Genomic DNA, 21,291 nt, shown 5'->3' with positions numbered 1-21,291 from the left:
AGCGTAAGGTCTTAGAAATGACGATAATTACAATAGACGGACCAGCGGGTGCCGGAAAAAGCACCATAAGCAGATTGTTGGCAGCGAGGCTTGGTTATAAGTATCTCGATTCAGGCGCTATGTATAGGGCTGTGGCATGGATTGTGAAAAAAAACGGTCTAGACGTAACAGATGAGGAGGCTGTTTCTGGGTTGTTAAAAACTATACGGTTAGACTTTGATTTTAATAACAATAAGATTATTATGAATTGTAAAGATATCTCTGATATCATCCGCGGTCCCGAAATGGACGCCCTTTCCTCTGCGGTATCGAGGCTTAAGCCTGTTAGGGATTATTTGACCAGGTGTCAAAGGGAAATCGGCGGCAAAAATAATATCGTCGCCGAAGGAAGGGACATGGGGACGGTTGTCTTTCCTGCAGCTGATTTTAAGTTTTTTATTACCGCCAGCACGCCGGAGAGGGCTATGAGGAGGATGAGGCAGCTTGAAGCAATCGGCAAGACCGTAAATTATCATGATATGTTATTACAGATCGAGGCAAGAGATGCCGCGGACTCTACGCGCGACCTTGCCCCATTAAAAATGGCGCCTGATGCGTACTTTATTGATACAACAGGGCTTACGGCAAACGATGTTCTTGAAAAGATATTAATTTTAATGAGTCATAAAGATAATTATGAAAAATGATTTTAATATTGATAATTGTCTAGGTTTTATTGCAAACAGACTGGTCAAGGAATTTCAAAGAAGTTTTGATGAAAAATTGTCTCAATACAACCTTACGTGCGCCCAGTTTTGTGTGCTGATGAAGCTTTTTGACGGTGACGGGCTTACGCAGACGGAGCTTGCCGACCGCCTTTATATAGAAAATCCCACCCTTGTCCGTACATTGGACCGCCTGGAGGCATCGGGCCTTATAGAGCGTCGTAGAAGTCCGAGGGATAGGAGGGCTTATCACGTCTATCTACGACCCAAGGCATTGGAGCTGAAGGCCATAATGGAAAAGGCCGGCGAAGAGATGAATAAAAAGGCGACCGACGGTCTTTCTCCCCAGGAAGTCTCCGAGGTGAGGAAGCGTCTCATCTTTATTTGGCAAAATCTGGCCAAAAGAAGCCAGCTTTAATCAAACTCGAATCGGACATTAAATTTCTTGTTGATTTTTTTTAAAGAATAAAGTAGTAAATTTATTAGAATGCTAATTTTTATTCTAAATATTAAAAGGATACTATATGTTTAAAAAGAAGGGCCATGTCGCCGGTTCGGTTTTTTTTGCATTTTTTATCATCCTTCTTTCCGGTTGTGCAAAACCTGGGGTGGCGATTCATACGACACATGATATTGGAATGGCAAATGCAGAGAGGATTACATTGCTCGGTTCGGGTAGTTCAAATAAAGACATAGAGGCGCTTTGCAACGGAGATCTTGAAAAGATTCTCGCCGCCGTAAGCTCGCTTGATGGTAAACAAAAAGAGATGGTCCGTTACTACATATGTGGAGGGAAGGATTTGACAAAGGCCTTCAGGGATTTCTATTACGGCCTCCCTGATGCGTCGCGGCTGGACCTTGCTAGGGCCTTTGCGCTCTACGGGTATCAGATACGTGGTTTCAGCTGAGGAGGATGATCTTCGGCTGCGCGGCGCGCAGAGAGATTGTTCTATGAAAAGTTCGTTTGTTATTAATAAGTTATTTGAAAGGAGGTTTTGCTCTATGCCGTTAGTCAAGAGAAATGTATTGTCTATGGTGTCCATAGTCTTTCTCTTTATGGCGGCCATTGTCCTTTCCGGCTGCGCAAGGCGTGCCGTTATAGTAACCTCGACACACTGGCTTGGGATGGCCAGTCTTGAGAGGACTACTTTGCTTGGTTCACCTAATAAAGGCAAGGACAGGGATGCCCTTTGTCACACCTATTTGAAAAAGATTCTGGCCTCCACATCGCTCAATCAAGGACAACAACAAAAGATCTATTCATATGTATGCTCGGATAAGGATTATGTAAGTGAATTCTATAATTTTTATTACAGCCTGCCCGATGATCAACGTATAGAACTTGATAAGGCCTTTGCCCATTATGGATATTATGTCCAGGGGGTATGGCTGTTTTAATAGCTACGGCTGATAATCTACCCAAGCCTGCGCGGTGCGCAGGCAGCTTTTAGAATCATGACTGGTTGACTACCTCTGATATTGCGCAAATAAGTCCATCCAGCTTGAACGGTTTGCAAAGGACCGCAGCTATGCCTCTGGCCTTGAGGTCTTTCCCGTCATAATCACATCCCCAGCCAGTAAGGAGGATTACAGGTACAGGGGGGGATTTTGCATGGGCTGCTGCGGCTATCTGCCAGCCGTTTACCAGCGGCATGCCTAGATCTGTTATTATGAGGTCGAATCTTTCAGTTTCAATGAGCGATAAGGCCTTTTCGCCGCTTGAGGTACCTGTTACGATGTGGTTCATATCTTTTAACATGACAGATAAAAGATCGACAAGGGGCGCTTCATCGTCTACCACAAGTATCCGCAGCGCATTTATGGCGGCAAGACCTTCCTTGTTTGCCGCGTCCGGCTGATGGTGTTTGACGACAGGCAGGGACAAGATAAATGTCGTGCCCTTGCCTGGTTGGCTTTTTACCCTTATATCTCCACCGCTTCCAACGATGAGACCATACGATATGCTGAGCCCGAGGCCGGAGTTTTCAACGCCTTTTGTACTAAAGAATGGGTCAAACACCTGTCTCTTTATATCATCGGACATACCTGAGCCTGTGTCCTCGATCTCGAGGAATGCTGTCGAACCGTGCTGATAAGTGCGCAGCGTGATGTCACCCCCATCTGGCATGGCCTCAATGGCGTTGAATATCATGTTTATCAACACCTCTCTCAACTCGGACTGCTGGATGGATACCGGCCCGGTATCATCAAGTTGTTTAATAAGATTTATCTGGATCCCCTTTCTCTGACAAATATCTTTCCATCGCGGGCTTGTGAGTTCTATTGCATCTTCTATGGCTGTCTTTACATCAGTCGGGGCATAATTTTCTTGTTTTAAGGCATTGAACCTAGTAAAGGTCTGGAGCCGGCGTATCATCTGCGCCCCGTCAAGCACCGCCCTTTCTATATTCTTTATACGTTTGAGCGCAATAGGGTCTGTTATGCCTCTTGCGAGAAGCTCTATATTACCAAGGATGGCTGTCAAAAGGTTATTAAAGTTGTGCGCTATCCCACCTGCCATGGTGCCGATAGCCTTAAGTTTTTCATCACGCAATAGATCTTCACTTATGGATTGCCTAGTCGAAGGGTCATAGATGACCAACATAACCCCATCGATATGGCCGCCCCGGCCCTTCAATGGATGGAGAAATATCTCAACCGGCAGCGCCGATCCGTCTGCTTTCGCAAGATGTACGTCAGACGCTCGGGTTATCTCTCTTTTATAGAGGACGTGCTTAAACACCTCATCAAAGCCTGCCGCGTCAACAACTATCTTACTTATCGGTTGGTTCCTCAGATGGTTGATCTCACTGTCAAGCATATTCAAAAGGCGCTGGTTTGCATAAACAATGTCGCCGTTTATATTGATAATGCATATGCCCTGGGGGATATATTGCATGACTGATTCTAGATATGATGCTGACTCCTTTAGCCAGGCGTCCGCACCATGACCGATGATGCCAGCCTCAATGAGTTGCTGCAGATTCAGATGTCCGCTGTTGAGATGGTCTTGAAGGTCTGCCTGTCGAAGCAGATGTCCTGCGAGATCGGCAAGGATTATAAGGCATCTTCTCTTGATCTCTGGGAGCATCCTTTTTCTGGAAGCACTCATATTGATGACCCCTTGGTCCCCAAGAGGGAGACAGACAAAGGATCCGGGATTTATTTTTGCCCCCTTTTTATTGGGTAGCGGTTGGCTTTCGCAATCTTCTATAAAAAATGGGGTTTGATACTTGAATACACGCCATGCAATACCCTCATCCCTTTGAAAAACAAGATCTTTATTGTAATCGATTTCGATATTGTCACCCAGGACATCCAAAAATCCAGTCGCCTTATTTAACCTTAGACAATCATGCTCTTTGTCATAAAGAAGAATAGATGCGTTTTCAAAATCTGTATCTTCTATGAGTATCCTTGTGATATGTTGTGCCAGTATATCGCGCGGTAAATTGGCGGTTGCCGTTCGTATCATTCTTAGAATGATACCCAAGGCATTGATCGTTTCTAATTTTTGGCTTCTCAATTGCAAAAAATCATCTCTGATCGATGCTGATACAGGATCAGCAGTGATCGTGGATTTTCTAACATTCTGTCTGTTGTTGTTCATGTTTCAATAGTTCGATTATGGTTGATTTATTAGATGGCATCATTGATGAATGCCTCTATCTTGTTTGTTAGATTTTTGAGCGTATCCATGGAATCCTGCAATTTCCATAGATTTATATCTGCAAGAGATAAGATTTTTTCATTGGGGACTATTTGCGGCACTATAACGGACTTTCCAATAGTGTTAGCAAGATAATCCGCTATATATATAAGGGCCGCCTGTTTTGAATAGATGCCTTCCTTTATTGGATCGTGGTGCCAGCGGATCACTAGGCAGACAGGTTCCGGCAGTCTCCATTTTTTTGCAAGTGCCCATCCCAAGAATGAGTGTGTTATACCTAGATCATTTTCAGCCTCGCAGAGCGATTTGCCCCCATTAAGTGAAGACGTAACGGCCTTATTAAACCAATCCGGCAGCAATGCGGCCATGGCCAACCTGCCGATATCGTGCAGAAGACCATAAAGTTGCGCCTCATCCCTTTTGATCCATGTTTTGTCCATCGCAAGTTCGCTTGCAATGAATGAGGTCAGCATAGAATGACGCCAAAATTTTATGAGATCGAAGGCAGTGGGCAGCAACGCCTGAGAGAATTGCTGCATCAAGGCCGTTGACAGACATATACCTTTTGCCTCTCTCAGACCTATTGTCATTACGGCCCTGCGGACATCATGTATTTGCTTGGTCGCACCATAAAATGCACTGTTTGCGACCTTAAGGAGCTGCGAACACAGGCTTGTCTCTATCCTAAAGGCCTCTTCTATCATATTTAAAGAGACATCTTTTTCAGTAAAGAGCCTCAGGCACCTTGATAGCGCCTGATCCGGACATGGCAGCCATTCGGCGGAGTTGATTTTTTCAAGGCACAGAGAGAGATTGGGGGTAGGGATATCCATGAAAGGTCTTTAGTAGTATTTTTAATGTTATTTTTTATAATTTATCATTCATTCTCTAAATATCAAGGCCGGCCTTTGTTTGGGTCTGTTGTCAAATGAGTTTAGCGACGCCTTGGGCCAGATCTTCAAGACCCCTGCGGTCAAGGATGGTTATATCGGCCCCTTCCATCCTGATAAGCCCGCGGCCTGATAGGCGCGCAAAAATCCTCGAGAGCGTCTCGGGTATGGTCCCAAGGAGGCCTGCAAGTTGGTTCTTTGTGATGTCAAGCCTTATCTTGTCAGACCCATGGCCCTTGTCACTCAAAAGCAGGATGTATTTAGCAAGCCGCCCTGGTGTGTCTTTTAGCGAGAGGTCTTCTATGAGGTGGGTGAATTTTTTGAGCCTAACTGATAATACCGATAGCATATTCAATGTGAGCGCTGGGTCTCTAGCTATCAGTTCTACAAAACGTTCCTTCGGTATGAATATGGCTGTGACATCGTCCATCGCCTGGGCATAGGCCGGGAAATTTATACCCTCGAACACAGCAACCTCTCCGAACGGCTCGCCCGGCCCGAAGACATGCAGTATTTGTTCCTTCCCATCAGGGGAGAGTTTGAATATCTTGACCCGGCCCGAAAAGACCGCGTAGAAACCAGCCGCCGGGTCACCCTCGGAAAAAATGGTCTGTCCTTTGCGGTAAAGGCGGAGTTCAGTGATGCCAGCGATCAACCTCAGCCTTTCAACGGAGAGCCCATCAAACATGGGTGTCATTGAGAGGCCGTCCATGATATTTTTCAGTCCATCATTTTTTATCCCATCCTGCCCGCTGTCTTTTTGTATGCCGTTTTTTTGAAAGGCAACCATCTGTATTAAAGACCTAGACATTGAATCTGAAATTTACTACATCGCCGTCTTTTATTACATAGTCCTTGCCTTCAAGCCGAACCTTGCCGGCCCTTTGCGCCGCGACATACGATCCATGGGACATGAGATCTTCGTACGAGACCACTTCGGCCCTTATGAACCCTTTTTCTATGTCTGAATGGATGACGCCAGCGGCCTTTTGGGCATGCGTGCCGGCTGCAATATCCCATGCCCGTACCTCATCCTCACCGACGGTAAAGAAAGATATGAGCCCCAGAAGGGCATAAGATTCTTGGATGAGTCTGTCGGTGGCCGGTATTGACAACCCTAGATCTTTTCTGAATGCCTCTGCCTCATCAGGCTGGAGCTCTTTGAGCTCCATCTCGAGGCGCCCTTTGATTTCAACAGTTACTACGCCTTCGGGTGCAACAAGATGAGTTTCGCCCACACCGAGTTCATCTGCGCTGTTTAAGACTACGATGCACGGCTTTGCGGATAAGAGTGCGTAGCCCTTGAGCAAAGGAGACATTGCGATCTTATTTAAGGACCTTAGGGCATGACCGCTATTTAATACCTCATATGCCTTTTTGAGCAACTCAAATTCGTTTGGATCCCCTTTTTTCCCTTTAATGATTTCTTTTTCAACCTTTTCGATACGTCTTTCCAGGGCAATGAGGTCAGTCAACACGAGTTCCGATTCAAAGGCCTCGAGGTCTCTTTGCGGATCAGCGGCATCCCCTGGCCGTTCAAAATTTCTGATTACATGCACCAGGGCATCGACAGGTCGGAGGAGCCTCAAAATTTCATCCATAGAGGCGTCTTTGGCGCGGCCGTCGGCATCTTTTCCGGAAATGCCGCCACCGACATCGACATATTGCACCTGGGCATGAATGGTCTTTTTGGGTTTGTACATATCAGACAAGGCATCGAGGCGTTTGTCCGGGACGTTTACTATCGCAAGATTCACCTCTTTTTTGGCGCCGCTATATGAAGAAGTCTCGGCATGGCCGCCGGTAAGGGCATTAAAGATGGTGGTCTTGCCGCTCCCAGGCAGACCTACTATACCTATTTTCATAAATACTCCTGTTTAAAGATGACACGAAAACATTTTTTATTTCCTCTTCAAAAGATGGAGGAATCACTATTTATTGTTAAAGCAAGGAAGCATTTCTTATCTTTCACAGCATGGGGTATTGTCACCTTTTATTTTATCGATCGCGTGCTTCAGAATGGGCATGATCACAGAAAGGCCGGTCTCAACCCCGGCCGGGCTACCTGGCAGGTTTATAATGAGCGTCCGCTTTCTGACCCCGGCCACTGCCCTCGAGAGCATGGCCCTTGGGTTTTCTCCTATACCCGCAGCGCGCATCGCCTCTGGTATGCCTGGAATAAGCCGTGTGATCACAGCCATTGTGGCCTCTGGCGTTGTATCTCTCGGCGTAAGCCCAGTGCCGCCTGTCGTTACGATTATATCCACCTCCTTTTCATCTACCCATTCCATGAGGATTTTACTGATGGTCTGTTGTTCATCAGGCACTATTTTATGTATAAGCACATCGAATCCTTTCTTACTAAGAAGTCTGGATATGACGGTACCGCTTGCATCCTCTCTGTCACCCTTGGATGCGCTGTCGCTGATCGTGAGTATACCAGCTGTGTACATTCTATTTTTCTCCTTTGCCCCTTTCCTCGTTGATCTTAGCTATGAGTTTGTCGAGTAGATTCCCGGGCACCTCTTCATAGTGGGATATCTCCATAGAGAATGTCCCGCGTCCAGCGGTTAAGGCGTTTAGGTCGAGTACATAGCGCTGGACCTCGGCCATCGGGACGAGAGCGGTTATTACTTGGCGACCGTCTTGTCCCGGCTCCATACCCATCACCCGCCCCCTCCTTGAATTTAAATCCCCGATCACATCTCCTACGGCATTGTCTGGTATCTCAATAGTCATCTTGACTATAGGTTCAAGGATGGTCGGCTTGGCATCCAGTACGCCTTTTCTGAAGCACTGGATCGCTGCTATCTTGAAGGCAGTTTCGGATGAATCAACCTCATGCGACTTACCATCGTAAAATCTTACCTTTATATCTACTACCGGCAACCCGGCCAACGGACCTGACTGCAGCGCTTCATGAAGCCCTTTTTCAACAGCCGGTACAAAGTTTCTTGGGACATTCATGCCGACAAGGGCCTCTTCAAATTCAAATCCGGCCCCACGTGAAAGCGGCGTGATGTCAAAATGGACCTCGGCAAACTGACCTGCCCCGCCGGTCTGTTTTTTATGTCGATAGATTACCCCTTTTTGTGCAGCCTTTATAGTCTCATGATAAGGGATTTTCGGAAGGGCGAGTTCGACCTGTACCCCAAACTTGCGTTCCATCTTTTCAATGGTGACGTCTATGTGTATCTGTCCGTTTCCGGCTATAAGAAGTTCTCCTGTCTGTTGATCCCGCTGTATCGCGAGCGTCGGGTCTTCTTCTTTGAGCCTTGCAAGTACCTGTGTGATCTTTTCTTCATCCCCTCTTGTCTTGGGTCTAATGGCATAGGTCAGCACAGGCGGTTGTATATCAACAAAGGGGTATATTACGGGATTTGCACGGGTACAGAGGGTGTCGCCCGTTGCCGTCTCTTTGAGCTTCGCAATGGCGATTATCTCGCCGGGTGTCGCCTGCTCGACTGGTTTTTGGGCCTTGCCTTCGAGGAGGAATATCTGGCCGTAGCGTTCATCAACCTCCCGGATACTGTTATAGAGAACGCCGTCCGGCTTGATGGTGCCGGAATAGATCCGTAGGATCGAGAGACGCCCTGCATATGGATCTATCAAGGTCTTAAAGACGATGCCGGATACAGGCGAATCATGCAGCGGTTTCATGATGATCTCGGACCTTGTGTTTGGATTGAGGCCCTTAACGTCTCCCCTGGCCTGAGGACCAGGCATAAGATTGACTATAAGATCCAAGAGATTTGGGCTTGCTATGTTTTTTATGGCGGATCCGCATGCTACAGGTACAAAACCGCCTTCGCTGACGCCCTTCATGAGGCCTGATATTATTTCTTCCGGGCTCAGCTCCACCCCCTCCAAAAATTTTTCAAGCAGGCTGTCTTCAGATTCTGCTGCATATTCGATCAAATTTCCACGCAAGACACCTGCTTCGTCTTCGAGGTCGGGAGGGATGTCGATTTGGGTCGCCTTCCCGCTCCCATCCGGGGCAAAGACAAAGGCCTTCATTTGGATGAGATCAACTATACCTTTAAACCCCTCCTGTGCCCCTATGGGCATAAAAAGCGGTACCGGCCTTATGCCGAGCGTCTTTATCGTATCGACAGCCCTTTTGAAATCCGCCCTCTCCTTATCCATCTTATTTATGAAGATCATAGCCGGAAGTCCAAGCTCCTTGATCATGCGCCATGTCTTTTCCGTTTGTGGCTTCAATGGATCAACCGCATCCATCACATAAAGGGCATTGTCCGCAACCCTGAGGGCCATTTTTGTCTCTGGCAGGAAATTGTCTTCCCCTGGGGTGTCGATTATGAAGACCCTTGTCTTTTTCCATGTGAGGTTATGAAGGGCGGCGCTTATTGAGATGCGACGTTTGATCTCCTCCGGTTCAAAATCAAGACACGAGCTCCCGTCATCCACCCTGCCCAGGCGTTTTGTCGCCTTGGCAGTAAAAAGCACGGCCTCTGCCAGAGAGGTCTTGCCGCTCCCGTTGTTGCCAGCAATGGCGATGTTCTTGATGTTTTCATTTTCCATGCTCAATCCCTTCCTCTCTTGGAATTAAAGAACAGATAGATTTGATCAAGATAATGAATGGTTGCTGTCTGCGTCAAGGGTTCCTGCAAAAAACCCTTGTTGAGGCACGATATTTTTTGTCGGATTTGCATTAAAAGGCCCTTGTACAACCGTTTGATCTGGACGGATCCCTCCTGACAGCTATCATGCTGTTACACAAATCAGATTAACAGTGCAGATGGGTGATATCCTAATAGTCTTTTTATTGATGCTTGACTTAACATGTCTTGCCCTTTTATGTTATGTAGTATTTGTTACAAAATTAAAAAGGTCATGTCTCATAACTCCCTTGAGGTGGAAGTAATCATTTTAAACCGACTCGGCCTTCACGCCAGACCAGCGTCACGCTTCGCCAGCCTGGCTAGTGAATTCGAATCCGATGTGCGGCTGATAAAAGACGACGCTGTTGTGGACGGCAAGAGCATCCTTGAGGTGCTGACGCTTGCTTGTCCTATGGGCAGTCGTCTCAAGGTCAGGGCGAGCGGTCCTGATGCATCAGCCGCTGTCTTGGCGCTCAAGGCACTGATCGAAAGTGGTTTCGGTGAAAGGGATTGACCATGACCGCCGCCAGACAAAATAATCACAGAGAAATTGTCTTCAACGGCGTCGGTGCCTCTCCAGGCATCGCGATAGGCCGTGCTTTCTTTCTGGACAAATATAAATTCAAGATACCACAGACAGTGCTGTCAGGGCATGAGATTGGGCCCGAGATCCGTCGTTTCAAAAAGGCTGTTTCAGACGCAGAAAATCACATAAACATGCTGATGGCCGGATTGCCTGATGAATTGAGTAGTCACAGTGAGATATTTAAGTCGCACCTCTTGATGCTCAAAGATCGAATGATATATAATCAGACACTCAAACTTATCGCCGAGAGAAAGATCAATGCCGAGTGGGCGCTCAGCCTGGCTGTCGAGCATGCAAGAGGGCTTTTCAGCAAGATAACGGACCAGTATATCAGAGAACGGGTCAAGGACCTTGACTATGTCGTAGAAAGGATATTTGGCCTATTATCTGGGCATGCCGCAGGAGACTTGAGTAAGGTCAGGGAACCGGTCATTATCGTGGCCCATGACCTATCGCCTGCTGATACGGTACAGATTGACCCATCCAAGATACTTGCTTTTGTGACTGACATAGGGAGCCGCACCTCTCATACTGCCATCCTTGCGAGGTCTCTCGGGATCCCAGCCGTAGTCGGTCTTGAAAATATCACATCTGAGGTATTTTCGGGGGAGGTGCTGGTTGTTGACGGCTTGACCGGCGAGGTGGTCATAGCACCAGAAGACGATACCCTTGCACTTTACAAGAAAAAACAGACCTGCTACATCAGATACCGTCAGGATATCATCTATAATAGCCACCTGCCGGCCGTGACCAGAGACGGCTTTGCGGTAAAGGTGAAGGCCAATATAGAGCTGGCCGATGAGATCCCGTCCGCGAGATTTCACGGCGCTGATGGGATAGGGCTGTTGCGTACCGAATATCTTTATTTGACACGCAAAGAACTCCCGGGCGAGGAGGAATTGTTCACTGCATACAGGGACATAATAACCGCCATGGCACCCAACCCTGTTACCATACGCACCCTTGATATAGGCGGTGACAAGCTCGCGGCGCCGGTCTCATTCGGAGAGGAATTGAACCCGGCCCTCGGATTGAGGGCCATTCGTCTTTGCCTAAAGGCCCCAGATCTGTTCGATGTCCAACTGAGAGCGATTTTGAGGGCCAGCGTCTATGGACGGGTGAAGATGCTCTTCCCTCTCATCTCAGGAAGGCAGGAGCTCCTTGAGATAAGAAGGCATCTCGATGAAATCAGAGAGAAATTCAGGGGCCTTGGCATCCCGTTTGATGAGCATATGATGATCGGCATCATGATCGAGGTGCCAACGGCGGTCATGATAGCGGATATACTTGCAAAAGAGGTGGATTTTTTCAGCATCGGCACGAACGATCTCATACAGTATTCCTTGGCCATAGATAGGGCAAACGAACATGTGGCGCATATGTATGAACCGCTTCACCCTGGCATCCTGAGGATGATACATTATACGGTAGAGGCGGCCCACAAGGCCGGTATAGAGGTGGCCATGTGCGGGGAGATGGCCGGTGAACCGATGTATATCCCTATTCTTGTCGGGATCGGGCTTGATGAGCTGAGCATGAACGCCATCGCCATACCAAGGGTGAAGCGTCTCATTTGTTTGTGCGATAAGGATGAGTGCTCAGTCCTTGTAAAACAGCTTCTTGAGATGCCTGGGCCTCAGGATGTTATGGCAGCCCTTTCGGCCTTCTTTCATGAAAGGTTTCCTGAGGAGCGCTGGCTCGATCCAGGTCTGTGTCAAGACATAAATGCATGAGTTGAAGACCTTTTATTATCCTGTTTATTTATGATATGGCTGCTTTGTATATCCATATCCCTTTCTGTGCCCGAAAGTGCCCGTATTGTGATTTTGTCTCCAGGCCGTTTCCCGAGGAGATTAAGCGGCGTTATCTCAATGCCCTGCTGAAGGAACTGGATCTCTATGCCGTCCGGGATGATATTCGTGCCCTCACATTCGATACCATGTATATCGGGGGTGGGACTCCTTCCACAATTCAGGCTGACGGTCTTGCCAGGGTCGTCAAGGCGGCCTTTGAAGGTCTTTCATGGTCTTTGTCCTCTGGCGTAGAGGTCACTGTAGAGGCTAATCCTGGGTCTGTCAGCGCTAAATGGCTGGAAACTGTAAGGGCGGCCGGTGTAAATCGCCTGAGCCTCGGCGTACAATCTCTATCAGAGAAAGGACTTTTGGCCCTGGGGAGGAGTCATACTGTTTTAGATGCTATAAATGCCTTTAAAATGGCCAGAGCTGTAGATTTTCAGGTTATAAGCATGGACCTGATCTATGGCTGGCCGGGCGATAATCCAGTCCTGTGGCAGAGGACGCTTGAAAAAGCGGCGGTGCTTGGGCCGGAACATATCTCCTGTTATGAACTCGCTGTTGAAGACGGAACCGATTTCAAGGCCTGGGTTGAGCAGGGTAGGGTGGTGTTGCCTGACGAAGATACCATTTTGCTCTTAACAGATATGACTGAAGGATTTTTGTCTGAAGTCGGCTACAAACACTACGAGATATCGAATTTTGCGCGCCCAGGCCTTGAATGTAGGCATAATCTTACCTATTGGCAAAATAAGACCTACTTGGGGCTTGGTTGTGCAGCTGTTTCATATCTCCCTCCGACGCGGTATAAAAACGAGGCGGATGTCCTTTGTTACATGGAAGCTGTCTTCTCTGGAAAGATACCAATTAGGTCAAGGGAGGTCCTAGATGAAGACGCAAGGTTTCGTGAGTCCGTCGTTATGGGTCTGAGGCTTGTGGACGGTATCCATTTCAAAGACCTTCAGACGGAATGGAGACGCGACGTCCTTGGCTATTACGGAGACGAGATCGATCGACTTACTGAAAACGGGCTCATTTATCATGATTCGGAAAGGCTCTTTCTTACAAGACGTGGCAGACGCCTCGCCAATCTGGTTCTGAGCAGACTGGTTTAGGTTTTATCTTTTTATATGCAGATTCGTGCTAGAGATTGCAATTTCTCAGGCTTTTTGTTAAAAATTTTTAATAGCTATTATCAAATTTAAACAAAAGGACCCTATTATGAAACGCTACGCCAGCTACTTACCTTTGATTTTTTCTTTTGTATATGCCTTGTATCCAGTGGCGGCATCGGCAGGACAAGGCGTCTATCAGCGGGTTGATAGCGCCTTCAGGGTCCTTTACGAGTTGAACGCTACGCCCGAAAAAGGTATACCACATGATCTTCTGTCAAGCTGTGCTGGCATAGCCATTTTCCCAGGTGTCATAAAAGGCGGTTTTATTCTGGGCGCAAATTACGGCAAGGGCATCCTGGTTGTTAGAGATCAAAAGACTAACAAATGGAAAGGGCCTACATTTCTTACCATGGGTGGTGGGAGTTTTGGTTGGCAGATAGGCCTTGAGTCGGTCGACTTTGTCATGGTTATTATGAACGAAAGGGGGGTAAGGGCCTTTTTGAGCAACAATGCGACGCTGGGTGTTGATCTCTCAGTGGCGGCAGGACCTGTAGGGAGGAAGCTCGAGGCTGCAACAGACGCTTCACTTAAGGCCGAGGTCTATTCATATTCAAGGGCGAGGGGATTCTTTGCAGGGGTATCCTTACAAGGGGTATATATTTACAATGACTATGACGCAAACCAGGCCTTTTATCTGCATCCTTATCTGCCAAGCGAGATATTATATGGAGATATCCCAAAGGTGCCAGAGGAGGCCCAAAGGCTTTTGACATATCTGGAGAGATTTCATTAAAAGACTGCCGTAAGACAAAGAGATGGCATGAAGGTAACAATCATATGTGCGTCCACTGCCTGCGGCAGGATAGGGCCGATCGTCTCGGGCAGCCCGCTCGACAGAGAATATCTTGAGAAAATGCGCCTTGAGACGGATGCAAGCCTGATTGGTGCAAACACGCTGCGTTTGGGCGACCCAGAGATGCTTGGTCCAGGCGGGGTGACGTTGAGGAATCGTATACGTGCCATCATAACGGGTTCAGGGCGAATACCTGTTTACGGAAAGCGACTCTTTCTAGAGGGTCGCGGGCGTAGACCTATTATATTCACAGGGCTGGAAATAGCTCCAGATCTCAGGCTGTCGGTCGGGAGAAAGGCCACAGTTGTCGGTATAAATAAAGGCCCTTTTGGGCTTTCAATTGCCGACGCCGTCTCTGCCCTGGCAAGGCTCGGGGTTGAGGGTGTTTTGATTGAGGGCGGGGCCGGACTTAATTACAGTGCGCTTTATGAAGGCATAGTGGATGAACTTCATTTGACTATAACGCCCAAACTTTCCGGTGAAAAAGGGGCGCCAAGTCTTGCCGACGGCCCGTTGCCTTTGGGAAGACCTTTCTTGGATATGAAACTCTTTGAGTCCAGGGTTGAGGAAAGTGGCGAGGTCTTTTTGCGATATAAGATAAAAAAGAGGTGACGATTATGACTTGGATGCCTGTTCCTGAGTGTCAGGATGTCGCTATTCTATATTCAGGCGGCACCGATTCCCTTTCTCTCTATGCGCTTGCCTTTTCGGGTAGGCATCCGCTTATACCGAGACCAAGACGCATCCATCTTTTGCATATGTTGAACGGCATGGGGCGGTTTCCGGCCTTTCCCAAAAACCGCATGAGAGTGGCCAAGCGGATACTTGCAGCCCAGGCGCCAGAGCCGGACAAGGTCCCGAAGACGTCATATGTAGAGCTTGATATGGGGAGACTCTTTCAGGGTCTGTGGCTTGACGTCTATGAAGACCTGATGCCTAAATACGGCGGAAAGAACCTCGTCTGTGTAGCCTGTAAACTTGCCATGCACGCCAGGGGTATAATCTATTGCGTTGAGCATCTGGCGCCTACCATGTTTGCCGGTTATACGAAAAAACAGGGTTATTATCCTGAACAGACCTATGTCTTCATGGAAAAAACAGCGCATCTTTCAAAGAGATTCGGCATAAGAACGGCCTTTCCACTTTATGAAGACCTGGATATCGAATCGGTCGGCAGGCACCTTCTTGAGGACCTCGGTCTTCCATCAACAGGTGGGGGTGAACGCAAGTGCCTATTTTGCCAGACAAAGACCAGTGCCACAGAAAAGGAGATAGGCGCATATCTCGATGATATGTTCCCTATGGTTTCATCTTATATTGAATATAGGCTTGAGGGTCGCATAAAAGATGCGGCCATGTGTTTTCCTCCTGGACGGGATGTAAGCGAAAAGAAATGAAGATTAGCTGTATTATACCTGTAAGAGATAGGAAAGATTTGGTCTTAAGGGCCATAGAAAGTGTAGTTTGCCAAACCAAGGCCGTTTCTGAGGTGATAGTCGTTGATGATGGCTCAATTGATGGAACACCTTCCGCCGTAAAAAAACGATTTCCACAGGTCAAGGTCATAAAAACAGGTGGCATTGGTCCAGGTCTTGCCAGGAATATGGGGGTAGCGGCTGCAGCCGGCGGACTTTTGATGTTTCTCGATTCCGACGACCAGTGGCTCCCGAATCATGTCTCGGCGTTAATGTCGGCTATAGCCAAGGGACTCAATGTGGCGTACGGCATCACTAAAAATATCGACATGATTTCAAGACCGGAAAGGGAATTTTTTATCCCTGAACGTGGGCGCGCCATAGAAGGGGATGTCTTTAGGGAGCTCGTGAGGTGGTGTTTCCTGGTGCCATCGTCGGTTTGTGTGACCAGAGAGGCGTTTGAAAAGGCTGGCGGTTTTGAAGGCGGTGTACTCGGTGAGGACTGGGTATTTTTTTTAAGGCTGTCGGTCCTATTTCCTTTTGGTTTTGTGTCCGAGATCATAACCATTAGGACGTTGCACAGCGGGTGTCTTTGTAATACCAATGGGGTGGCGGACAATATCCTGAATCTCATAGGCAAGATCGAAAAGACAGTGATGGCGTCTGGTCTGGCAGGACAAGAAGAGATCTTACGGCTCAAGGGCATGCATGAGTTTGCAGCCAAGGAGGCTTGGAAATGGAAGAGCGTACAGGACTGGTATGTGGGCATGAAGGCGCAAGGGTTAATAGAGCCTTGACGATCCCAGTCGAAGAACATTCGAGGGTCCTGGCAAATGCCCACGATGTCCCAGAGGAGGCCCCTTCGTTCAGGATAGGGCTTACATCTGTTGGTATCTCAGGCAAAACACTCTGGGTACGTCTTCCCTTCGGGCAATTACCCTTTGATGCAAATATCGGGGTAAGCCTTCCGGCTGATTCGCGCGGCATACACATGTCAAGGATGGAAGAGGCGGTCTCGTCCCTCTGCGGCAGGCCGTTTAATGATCTCTGTTTCTATGCAAGGGCACTTGCAGAGCTGGTAATCAAGCGACAGAGAGGTGGGATTGCATACGTAAACCTTAAAGGGAAGGTCCCAGTCCGGCGCATCGCCTCGGTAAGTAACAGGATATCCACTGATGCACTCGATATAGAGGCAAGGGTCGAGGTGACAAGACTTGAAACAGAACTGGATTTCAAGGAGACGATAGGTCTTTCTGTCTCGCATATAACCGCATGTCCATGCACCCAGGTATATAACGAGGAGTTGTTTAGCGCGAAGGGCAACTCATTCCCGCTCATAACCCATTCACAGCGTTCCTTTACGCGCCTTTTTATTGAGAGATACGGCGAAGATCCATCCTACGAAGACCTTCTTAAGTGTCTTGAGGCCGCGCTTCATGTCACCCAAGACCTCTTAAAGAGGTCCGATGAGGCCGAGATGGTGATGAGGGCGCATCTTGCCCCACAGTTTGCAGAAGATGCAGTGCGGCAAACGGCCAGGGAGGTGGGTATACACTTTGGGACGGCAATGCCTGCCAGGACAGAGGTTATGATAGAGTCAAGGAGTCTCGAGAGCATTCATATCCACGATGTCTGCTGTACCCTTAAGACAACGCTTGGGGATATAATTCATGCCCTTTAGGATCGTGGTTTTTGAACAACATGGTTCAGGGTGGTTGAAAACCGCCGGGATAAGTGAATTCGGCCGGGATATAATCGTAGAAAAGGTTTTTGATCTGCCTGCAAACCTCCCGTCGGTAATAGACGAGCCCGAGGAATTCATAACTGAAGACTTCGACGGGGACCTGGTGCTCGATTTTCTCAAACACCCCGATCTTTCTGAACATCTGGTAAGGCTCTGCAACAAAAAGGGCATACCGGTGATTGCATCCGGGCAGCACATTCAGGGCGCCATAGCGCCTTTTACATGTTGCGGCCTTGGAAGACTGTATGCGGCAGGGGCGTACGGCGAGCAGTTCGGTATCCCCGAATATGATGTTGAAATGAGAGATGGGCGCATTGAAGGCATTAAGGTCAGACGCGGCGCACCGTGCGGTGCAACTTGGAAGGTCACCTCAAGGTTGATAGGCATGACCAGCAAGGAAGCCATAAGCGCCGTCGGCAGAGAGGTCCAATACCTCTGCTGCGCAAATCCATCGGCCTTTGATCCCATCTCAGGCAAGAGCCCCCTTCACTTTGCAGGCGAGGTTCACATAATTGCGTTAAAAAAAGGAATCGCGGCCTGCACATAGCCGTCTTCGTATGGCGGCCGATACCTCTCTGAATTCCGGCAGTCTCAAAACAAAGAGCATAACCGCATATATTGCCGTCCCTGCAGCTACATATCCGGTTATCTGAAAGGTGAGTATAATAGGGTTATTTGAGGGCCTGTAGTAGGATTCCATGAATAAAAGCAATACTCCCATGACGGCCCCTGCAAGGCATATCCTGCCAAGGCCTGAGAAGAGCCTTCCTACAGGATAATGCCCCATCTTTTTGTATAATATCATGGCGAGGAGGATAAAATTCAAGGTTACAGTGATCGAGGTGGAGAGTGCTATCGCCTTGTGGGCAAGTCGGTCGATGGTCATGGATATTGTTACGATATTCAACAGGACTGTTGTAAAACTCACTATCACAGGCCAGCGTGTGTCGTTTAATGCATAGAATACCGGAACTACTATCTTTACCGCCGAATATGCAATGAGTCCTATGGCATAGTATCTGAGCGCTTCGGCGGTCATGATTGTGTCAAAGGCGGTAAATCGCCCGTGTTCAAAGATAAGCCTTATAATTGGTCCTGCCAGTATCCAGAGTCCTATGGCCGCCGGTACCGTCAGGGCAAAGGCCATTATAAGTGAAGATACAAGCGTGTGCCCAAGGGCATCGATGTCCCTCAGTGCGGCAAGCCTCGAGACCGCGGGCAGGGTTACAATAGAAAATGCCACTCCGAAGAGGCCTATCGGAAACTGCATGAGTCTGAATGCGTAGCTCAACCATGCAACACTACCCTCCGCGCACCTGGATGCGAAGTTTGTGTTCACGAAGATATTTATCTGCACAGCCGAAAGCCCGACTATGGCCGGGATGATGAGACGGGCTATACGTCTAAGTCCGGGGTCTTTGAGGTCTATCAACGGCCTTATACTCAAATTTTCCCGCAAAAACAGCGGGATTTGAATTACCAATTGGGCGAGACCACCAGCAAGTGTCCCTATTGCCATGCCAAATATGGCAGGTATCCCCCATTTTGGGAGGAGGTATGCAAAAATAACACCGACGGCGATGGAGCCAAGATTAAAGAAACTGGACGAGAGGGCAGGTATGAAAAAGTGGCGTCTGGTATTTAAAATGCCCATAAACAAGGCGGCTATGGATACAAGGAGCAGGAACGGAAACATGATTACCGCAAGATGGGTGGTCAGTTCAAGCTTTCCAGGGATCAGAACGAAATCCGGGGCAAGCAGGCGCACAAGTTCGCCTGAGAATGCCATCCCGATAAACATAATCACCGATACGACGACGACGAGACAGGTGAATACATTGTTTACGAGACGGGCCGCATCTTCTCTCGAGCGCCTTGTCTCATATTCCGTAAAGACCGTCACAAAGGCCGAACTCAACGCCCCTTCGGCGAATAGGTCTCGAAGCAGGTTGGGTATTCTGAATGCGACCACAAATGCATCTGTGGCCATACCAGCCCCAAACAACCATGCGATAACCTGCTCCCTTACGAGTCCGAGGAGCCTTGACAAGAACACCGCGATGGTCACTGGACCGGCGGAGCGGACAAGAGAGGCCGCGCTTACTCCTTTTTCAGCCATCTTACACCATCGCATGTATCCATGACTTCTACGCCCATCTTCAAGAGCTCATCCCTCAATCTGTCCGCCTCGGCCCAATTCTTGTTTTTTCTGGCCGCCTCGCGAAGACCGATAAGGGAACGGATATTTTCGAGCTGCTGGTCTTCTTGTCCGGAAAGGTCAAGGCATGCCATGACATCATCCAGTTTCTTGAGGGCGTTAAAAATAGTGGTTGCATCAGGACCTGTAAGTCCATGGTTCTTTTGATAGTAATTTACCTTGCGGATCATACGGGCAAGCGCACCGATGGCCCCTGAGACATTGAGATCGTCGTTTAACGCAGTGCTCCAGCCATTTTCCATCTCCTTGACCGTTTCTTTTATATAATCAGCGGTATTCTCAATATTAGTCGATGGATCGATCAATGTCTTTATACCTGCTGTAAACCTGTCTATGCGTCTCAATGCCTGGACCGCTTCACGCACCGCTTTAAATGAAAAAATAAGGGGTTTGCGATAGTTTGTCTTCAAGAGAAAGAACCTTATCTGTCTGCCTGAAAATCCCTTCTTCTTCAGGTCTCTCAGGGTTATTATGTTTTTGAGGCTTCGGGACATCTTCTTTCCATCCGCATGGACAAGTTCGCTGTGAATCCAGTATTTGGCGAGTGGCTTGCCTGTCAATGCAGAGGCCATGGCTATCTCGTTTTCGTGATGTGGAAACACGAGATCGCAACCACTCGTATGTATGTCGAAATATTCTCCAAGGTACTTCATAGACATGGCCACGCATTCGATGTGCCAGCTAGGGCGTACCTGCCCCCAGCTTGTCTCAAACCCTATCCCCTTTTTCAATTCTTCAAGGGTTACCCTTTTGAAGAGGGTGAAGTCCACCGGACTGTCCTTGTCGTAGTTGTCGAGATCGACGGTCTTGCCCACATGGATCTTTGATATGTCTATACGCGACAGACGGCCGTAGGACGGCAGTTTTGATATGTCGAAATAGACGGAGCCGTGTTTTACATAGGCATATCCGGCATCCAGCAGGCGCCTTGCAATATCTATCATCTCGGGTATGTGGGCGCTTGCCTTCGGGTAAAAGGAAGCTGGAAGGATATTCAGCTCCGAGACGTCTTCTAGAAAGGCCTGGAAATAGCGATCAGTAAGGTCATCAAGCCCCATGTTGTCTTTGAGGGCGGCCTTTATAGTCTTGTCGTCTATGTCTGTGATGTTTACCACATGGGTCACATCATAGCCTTGCATCAGGAGTAGTCTTTTTAAAAGATCCGCAACAACCATCCGTCTGCATAGGCCGAGATGCGCATATTCGTAGACAGTGGGTCCGCAGGAGTATATACCGACCTTTCCTGCAAGCAGCGGTTCGAATCTTTCTTTTTCCCTAGTGAGCGTGTTGGTGAGTTTTATGACTGGCCCTCCTTGCTCTTCGCCTTTGTTCTTGCGCCGTGGCAGAAATAGATTGGTACTCAGATATCTCTCGCCGCCATCAGGAAATATCACTACGATCACGCCTTCCTTCATGCTTGATGCCTGAGAGAAGGCCGCAGCCATTGCAGCGCCTGAGCTCATGCCTACAAAGAGCCCTTCTTCACTCGCAAGCCTGCGTGCAAATTCAAAGGCCTCTTCGTCATGGATGTTTACTATCGTATCGGGCAGGGTCTTGTCGAATATCCCAGGCCTGTATGATTCTTTCATGTTTTTGAGACCTTGGATCTTGTGCCCGAGATAGGGCTCCACCCCTATGATGCGTACATTTGGACCCAATTCCCTTATGCGCTTCGTGATCC

At 48.3% G+C, this 21,291-nt stretch carries 21 protein-coding genes; 13 read left to right on the top strand and 8 right to left on the bottom strand.

The genetic code is table 11. The features are described 5' to 3' along the window. Positions 1-17: 17 nt before the first annotated feature. The 4 genes from cmk (at position 18) to ACP5SG_RS02745 (ending at position 2,102) form a co-directional block, all read left to right on the top strand. A complete protein-coding gene (gene cmk / locus ACP5SG_RS02760) occupies positions 18-686 on the top strand; it encodes a (d)CMP kinase (RefSeq protein ID WP_237888248.1) in 669 nt (222 codons plus the stop codon). Continuing rightward, the gene (locus ACP5SG_RS02755) at positions 676-1,122 is read left to right on the top strand and encodes a MarR family winged helix-turn-helix transcriptional regulator (protein WP_237888247.1); all 447 of its coding nucleotides are present in this window, start codon (positions 676-678) and stop codon (positions 1,120-1,122) included. Before cmk ends, ACP5SG_RS02755 begins: the two co-directional genes overlap by 11 nt. 106 nt (positions 1,123-1,228) lie before the next feature. Further along, positions 1,229-1,612 (top strand): hypothetical protein, encoded by a 384-nt coding sequence (locus ACP5SG_RS02750; protein WP_424661194.1) that lies wholly within the window; start codon positions 1,229-1,231, stop codon positions 1,610-1,612. 94 nt (positions 1,613-1,706) lie between these two features. Further along, a complete protein-coding gene (locus ACP5SG_RS02745) occupies positions 1,707-2,102 on the top strand; it encodes a hypothetical protein (RefSeq protein WP_424661193.1) in 396 nt (131 codons plus the stop codon). 55 nt (positions 2,103-2,157) lie between these two features. Here the strand turns inward: ACP5SG_RS02745 and ACP5SG_RS02740 are convergent, their stop codons facing one another. From ACP5SG_RS02740 to fusA, 6 genes are all read right to left on the bottom strand, one after another. Further along, entirely contained in the window at positions 2,158-4,314 is a 2,157-nt protein-coding gene (locus ACP5SG_RS02740; RefSeq protein WP_428121768.1) for a hybrid sensor histidine kinase/response regulator, read from the bottom strand. Between the two features lie 29 nt (positions 4,315-4,343). Continuing rightward, on the bottom strand, positions 4,344-5,207 hold the full coding sequence (locus tag ACP5SG_RS02735; protein WP_424661191.1) for an HDOD domain-containing protein: 864 nt from the start codon (positions 5,205-5,207) through the stop codon (positions 4,344-4,346). 91 nt (positions 5,208-5,298) lie between these two features. Continuing rightward, positions 5,299-6,075, bottom strand: a complete 777-nt coding sequence (locus tag ACP5SG_RS02730) for a Crp/Fnr family transcriptional regulator (RefSeq protein WP_237888242.1) — start codon at positions 6,073-6,075, stop codon at positions 5,299-5,301. Continuing rightward, positions 6,068-7,129, bottom strand: a complete 1,062-nt coding sequence (locus tag ACP5SG_RS02725) for a redox-regulated ATPase YchF (protein ID WP_424661190.1) — start codon at positions 7,127-7,129, stop codon at positions 6,068-6,070. The genes ACP5SG_RS02730 and ACP5SG_RS02725 overlap by 8 nt, the downstream gene beginning before the upstream one ends. A 96-nt stretch (positions 7,130-7,225) precedes the next feature. Continuing rightward, positions 7,226-7,717, bottom strand: coding sequence for a MogA/MoaB family molybdenum cofactor biosynthesis protein (locus ACP5SG_RS02720; RefSeq protein WP_237888240.1), 492 nt, complete (start codon positions 7,715-7,717; stop codon positions 7,226-7,228). Between the two features lies 1 nt (position 7,718). Further along, positions 7,719-9,806 (bottom strand): elongation factor G, encoded by a 2,088-nt coding sequence (gene fusA / locus ACP5SG_RS02715; RefSeq protein ID WP_424661189.1) that lies wholly within the window; start codon positions 9,804-9,806, stop codon positions 7,719-7,721. Between the two features lie 312 nt (positions 9,807-10,118). On the opposite strand from fusA, the gene ACP5SG_RS02710 reads away from it, so the two are divergent. The 9 genes from ACP5SG_RS02710 (at position 10,119) to dfsP (ending at position 17,939) form a co-directional block, all read left to right on the top strand. After that, positions 10,119-10,400, top strand: a complete 282-nt coding sequence (locus ACP5SG_RS02710) for an HPr family phosphocarrier protein (RefSeq protein ID WP_237888238.1) — start codon at positions 10,119-10,121, stop codon at positions 10,398-10,400. 2 nt (positions 10,401-10,402) lie between these two features. Then, entirely contained in the window at positions 10,403-12,205 is a 1,803-nt protein-coding gene (gene ptsP / locus ACP5SG_RS02705; protein WP_428121759.1) for a phosphoenolpyruvate--protein phosphotransferase, read from the top strand. Between the two features lie 35 nt (positions 12,206-12,240). After that, positions 12,241-13,380 carry a radical SAM family heme chaperone HemW gene (gene hemW, locus ACP5SG_RS02700; protein WP_237888236.1) on the top strand — a complete coding sequence of 380 codons (1,140 nt, stop codon included), beginning with the start codon at positions 12,241-12,243 and terminating at the stop codon, positions 13,378-13,380. Between the two features lie 106 nt (positions 13,381-13,486). Next, positions 13,487-14,173: a lipid-binding SYLF domain-containing protein gene (locus tag ACP5SG_RS02695; protein ID WP_424661186.1), complete on the top strand. Its 687-nt coding sequence runs from the start codon at positions 13,487-13,489 to the stop codon at positions 14,171-14,173. Positions 14,174-14,200: 27 nt separating this feature from the next. Further along, positions 14,201-14,845, top strand: a complete 645-nt coding sequence (locus tag ACP5SG_RS02690) for a RibD family protein (RefSeq protein ID WP_237888234.1) — start codon at positions 14,201-14,203, stop codon at positions 14,843-14,845. Between the two features lie 5 nt (positions 14,846-14,850). Next, positions 14,851-15,630 carry a hypothetical protein gene (locus ACP5SG_RS02685; RefSeq protein ID WP_424661184.1) on the top strand — a complete coding sequence of 260 codons (780 nt, stop codon included), beginning with the start codon at positions 14,851-14,853 and terminating at the stop codon, positions 15,628-15,630. After that, complete coding sequence (locus ACP5SG_RS02680; RefSeq protein WP_237888232.1) at positions 15,627-16,445, top strand: glycosyltransferase family 2 protein; 819 nt, start codon at positions 15,627-15,629, stop codon at positions 16,443-16,445. The genes ACP5SG_RS02685 and ACP5SG_RS02680 overlap by 4 nt, the downstream gene beginning before the upstream one ends. Next, positions 16,385-17,329 (top strand): GTP cyclohydrolase, FolE2/MptA family, encoded by a 945-nt coding sequence (locus ACP5SG_RS02675; protein ID WP_237888231.1) that lies wholly within the window; start codon positions 16,385-16,387, stop codon positions 17,327-17,329. The genes ACP5SG_RS02680 and ACP5SG_RS02675 overlap by 61 nt, the downstream gene beginning before the upstream one ends. Continuing rightward, a complete protein-coding gene (gene dfsP / locus ACP5SG_RS02670; RefSeq protein ID WP_428121749.1) occupies positions 17,319-17,939 on the top strand; it encodes a DUF166 family (seleno)protein DfsP in 621 nt (206 codons plus the stop codon). Before ACP5SG_RS02675 ends, dfsP begins: the two co-directional genes overlap by 11 nt. On the opposite strand, the gene murJ is transcribed toward dfsP, so the two are convergent. Both murJ and cysS read right to left on the bottom strand, forming a co-directional pair. Next, a complete protein-coding gene (gene murJ, locus ACP5SG_RS02665) occupies positions 17,910-19,511 on the bottom strand; it encodes a murein biosynthesis integral membrane protein MurJ (protein ID WP_237888229.1) in 1,602 nt (533 codons plus the stop codon). The two genes, dfsP and murJ, sit on opposite strands and share 30 nt — an antisense overlap. Then, a partial coding sequence (gene cysS / locus ACP5SG_RS02660; RefSeq protein ID WP_428121744.1) for a cysteine--tRNA ligase occupies positions 19,493-21,291 on the bottom strand: 1,799 nt, incomplete at its 5' end. The genes cysS and murJ, both read right to left, overlap by 19 nt.

Source organism: Dissulfurimicrobium sp. (genome assembly GCF_049968175.1).
In the GTDB taxonomy this organism is placed as follows: domain Bacteria; phylum Desulfobacterota; class Dissulfuribacteria; order Dissulfuribacterales; family Sh68; genus Dissulfurimicrobium; species Dissulfurimicrobium hydrothermale.
Note: the sequence above shows the minus strand (reverse complement) of the source record. Positions and strands in the feature narration are given on the sequence as shown.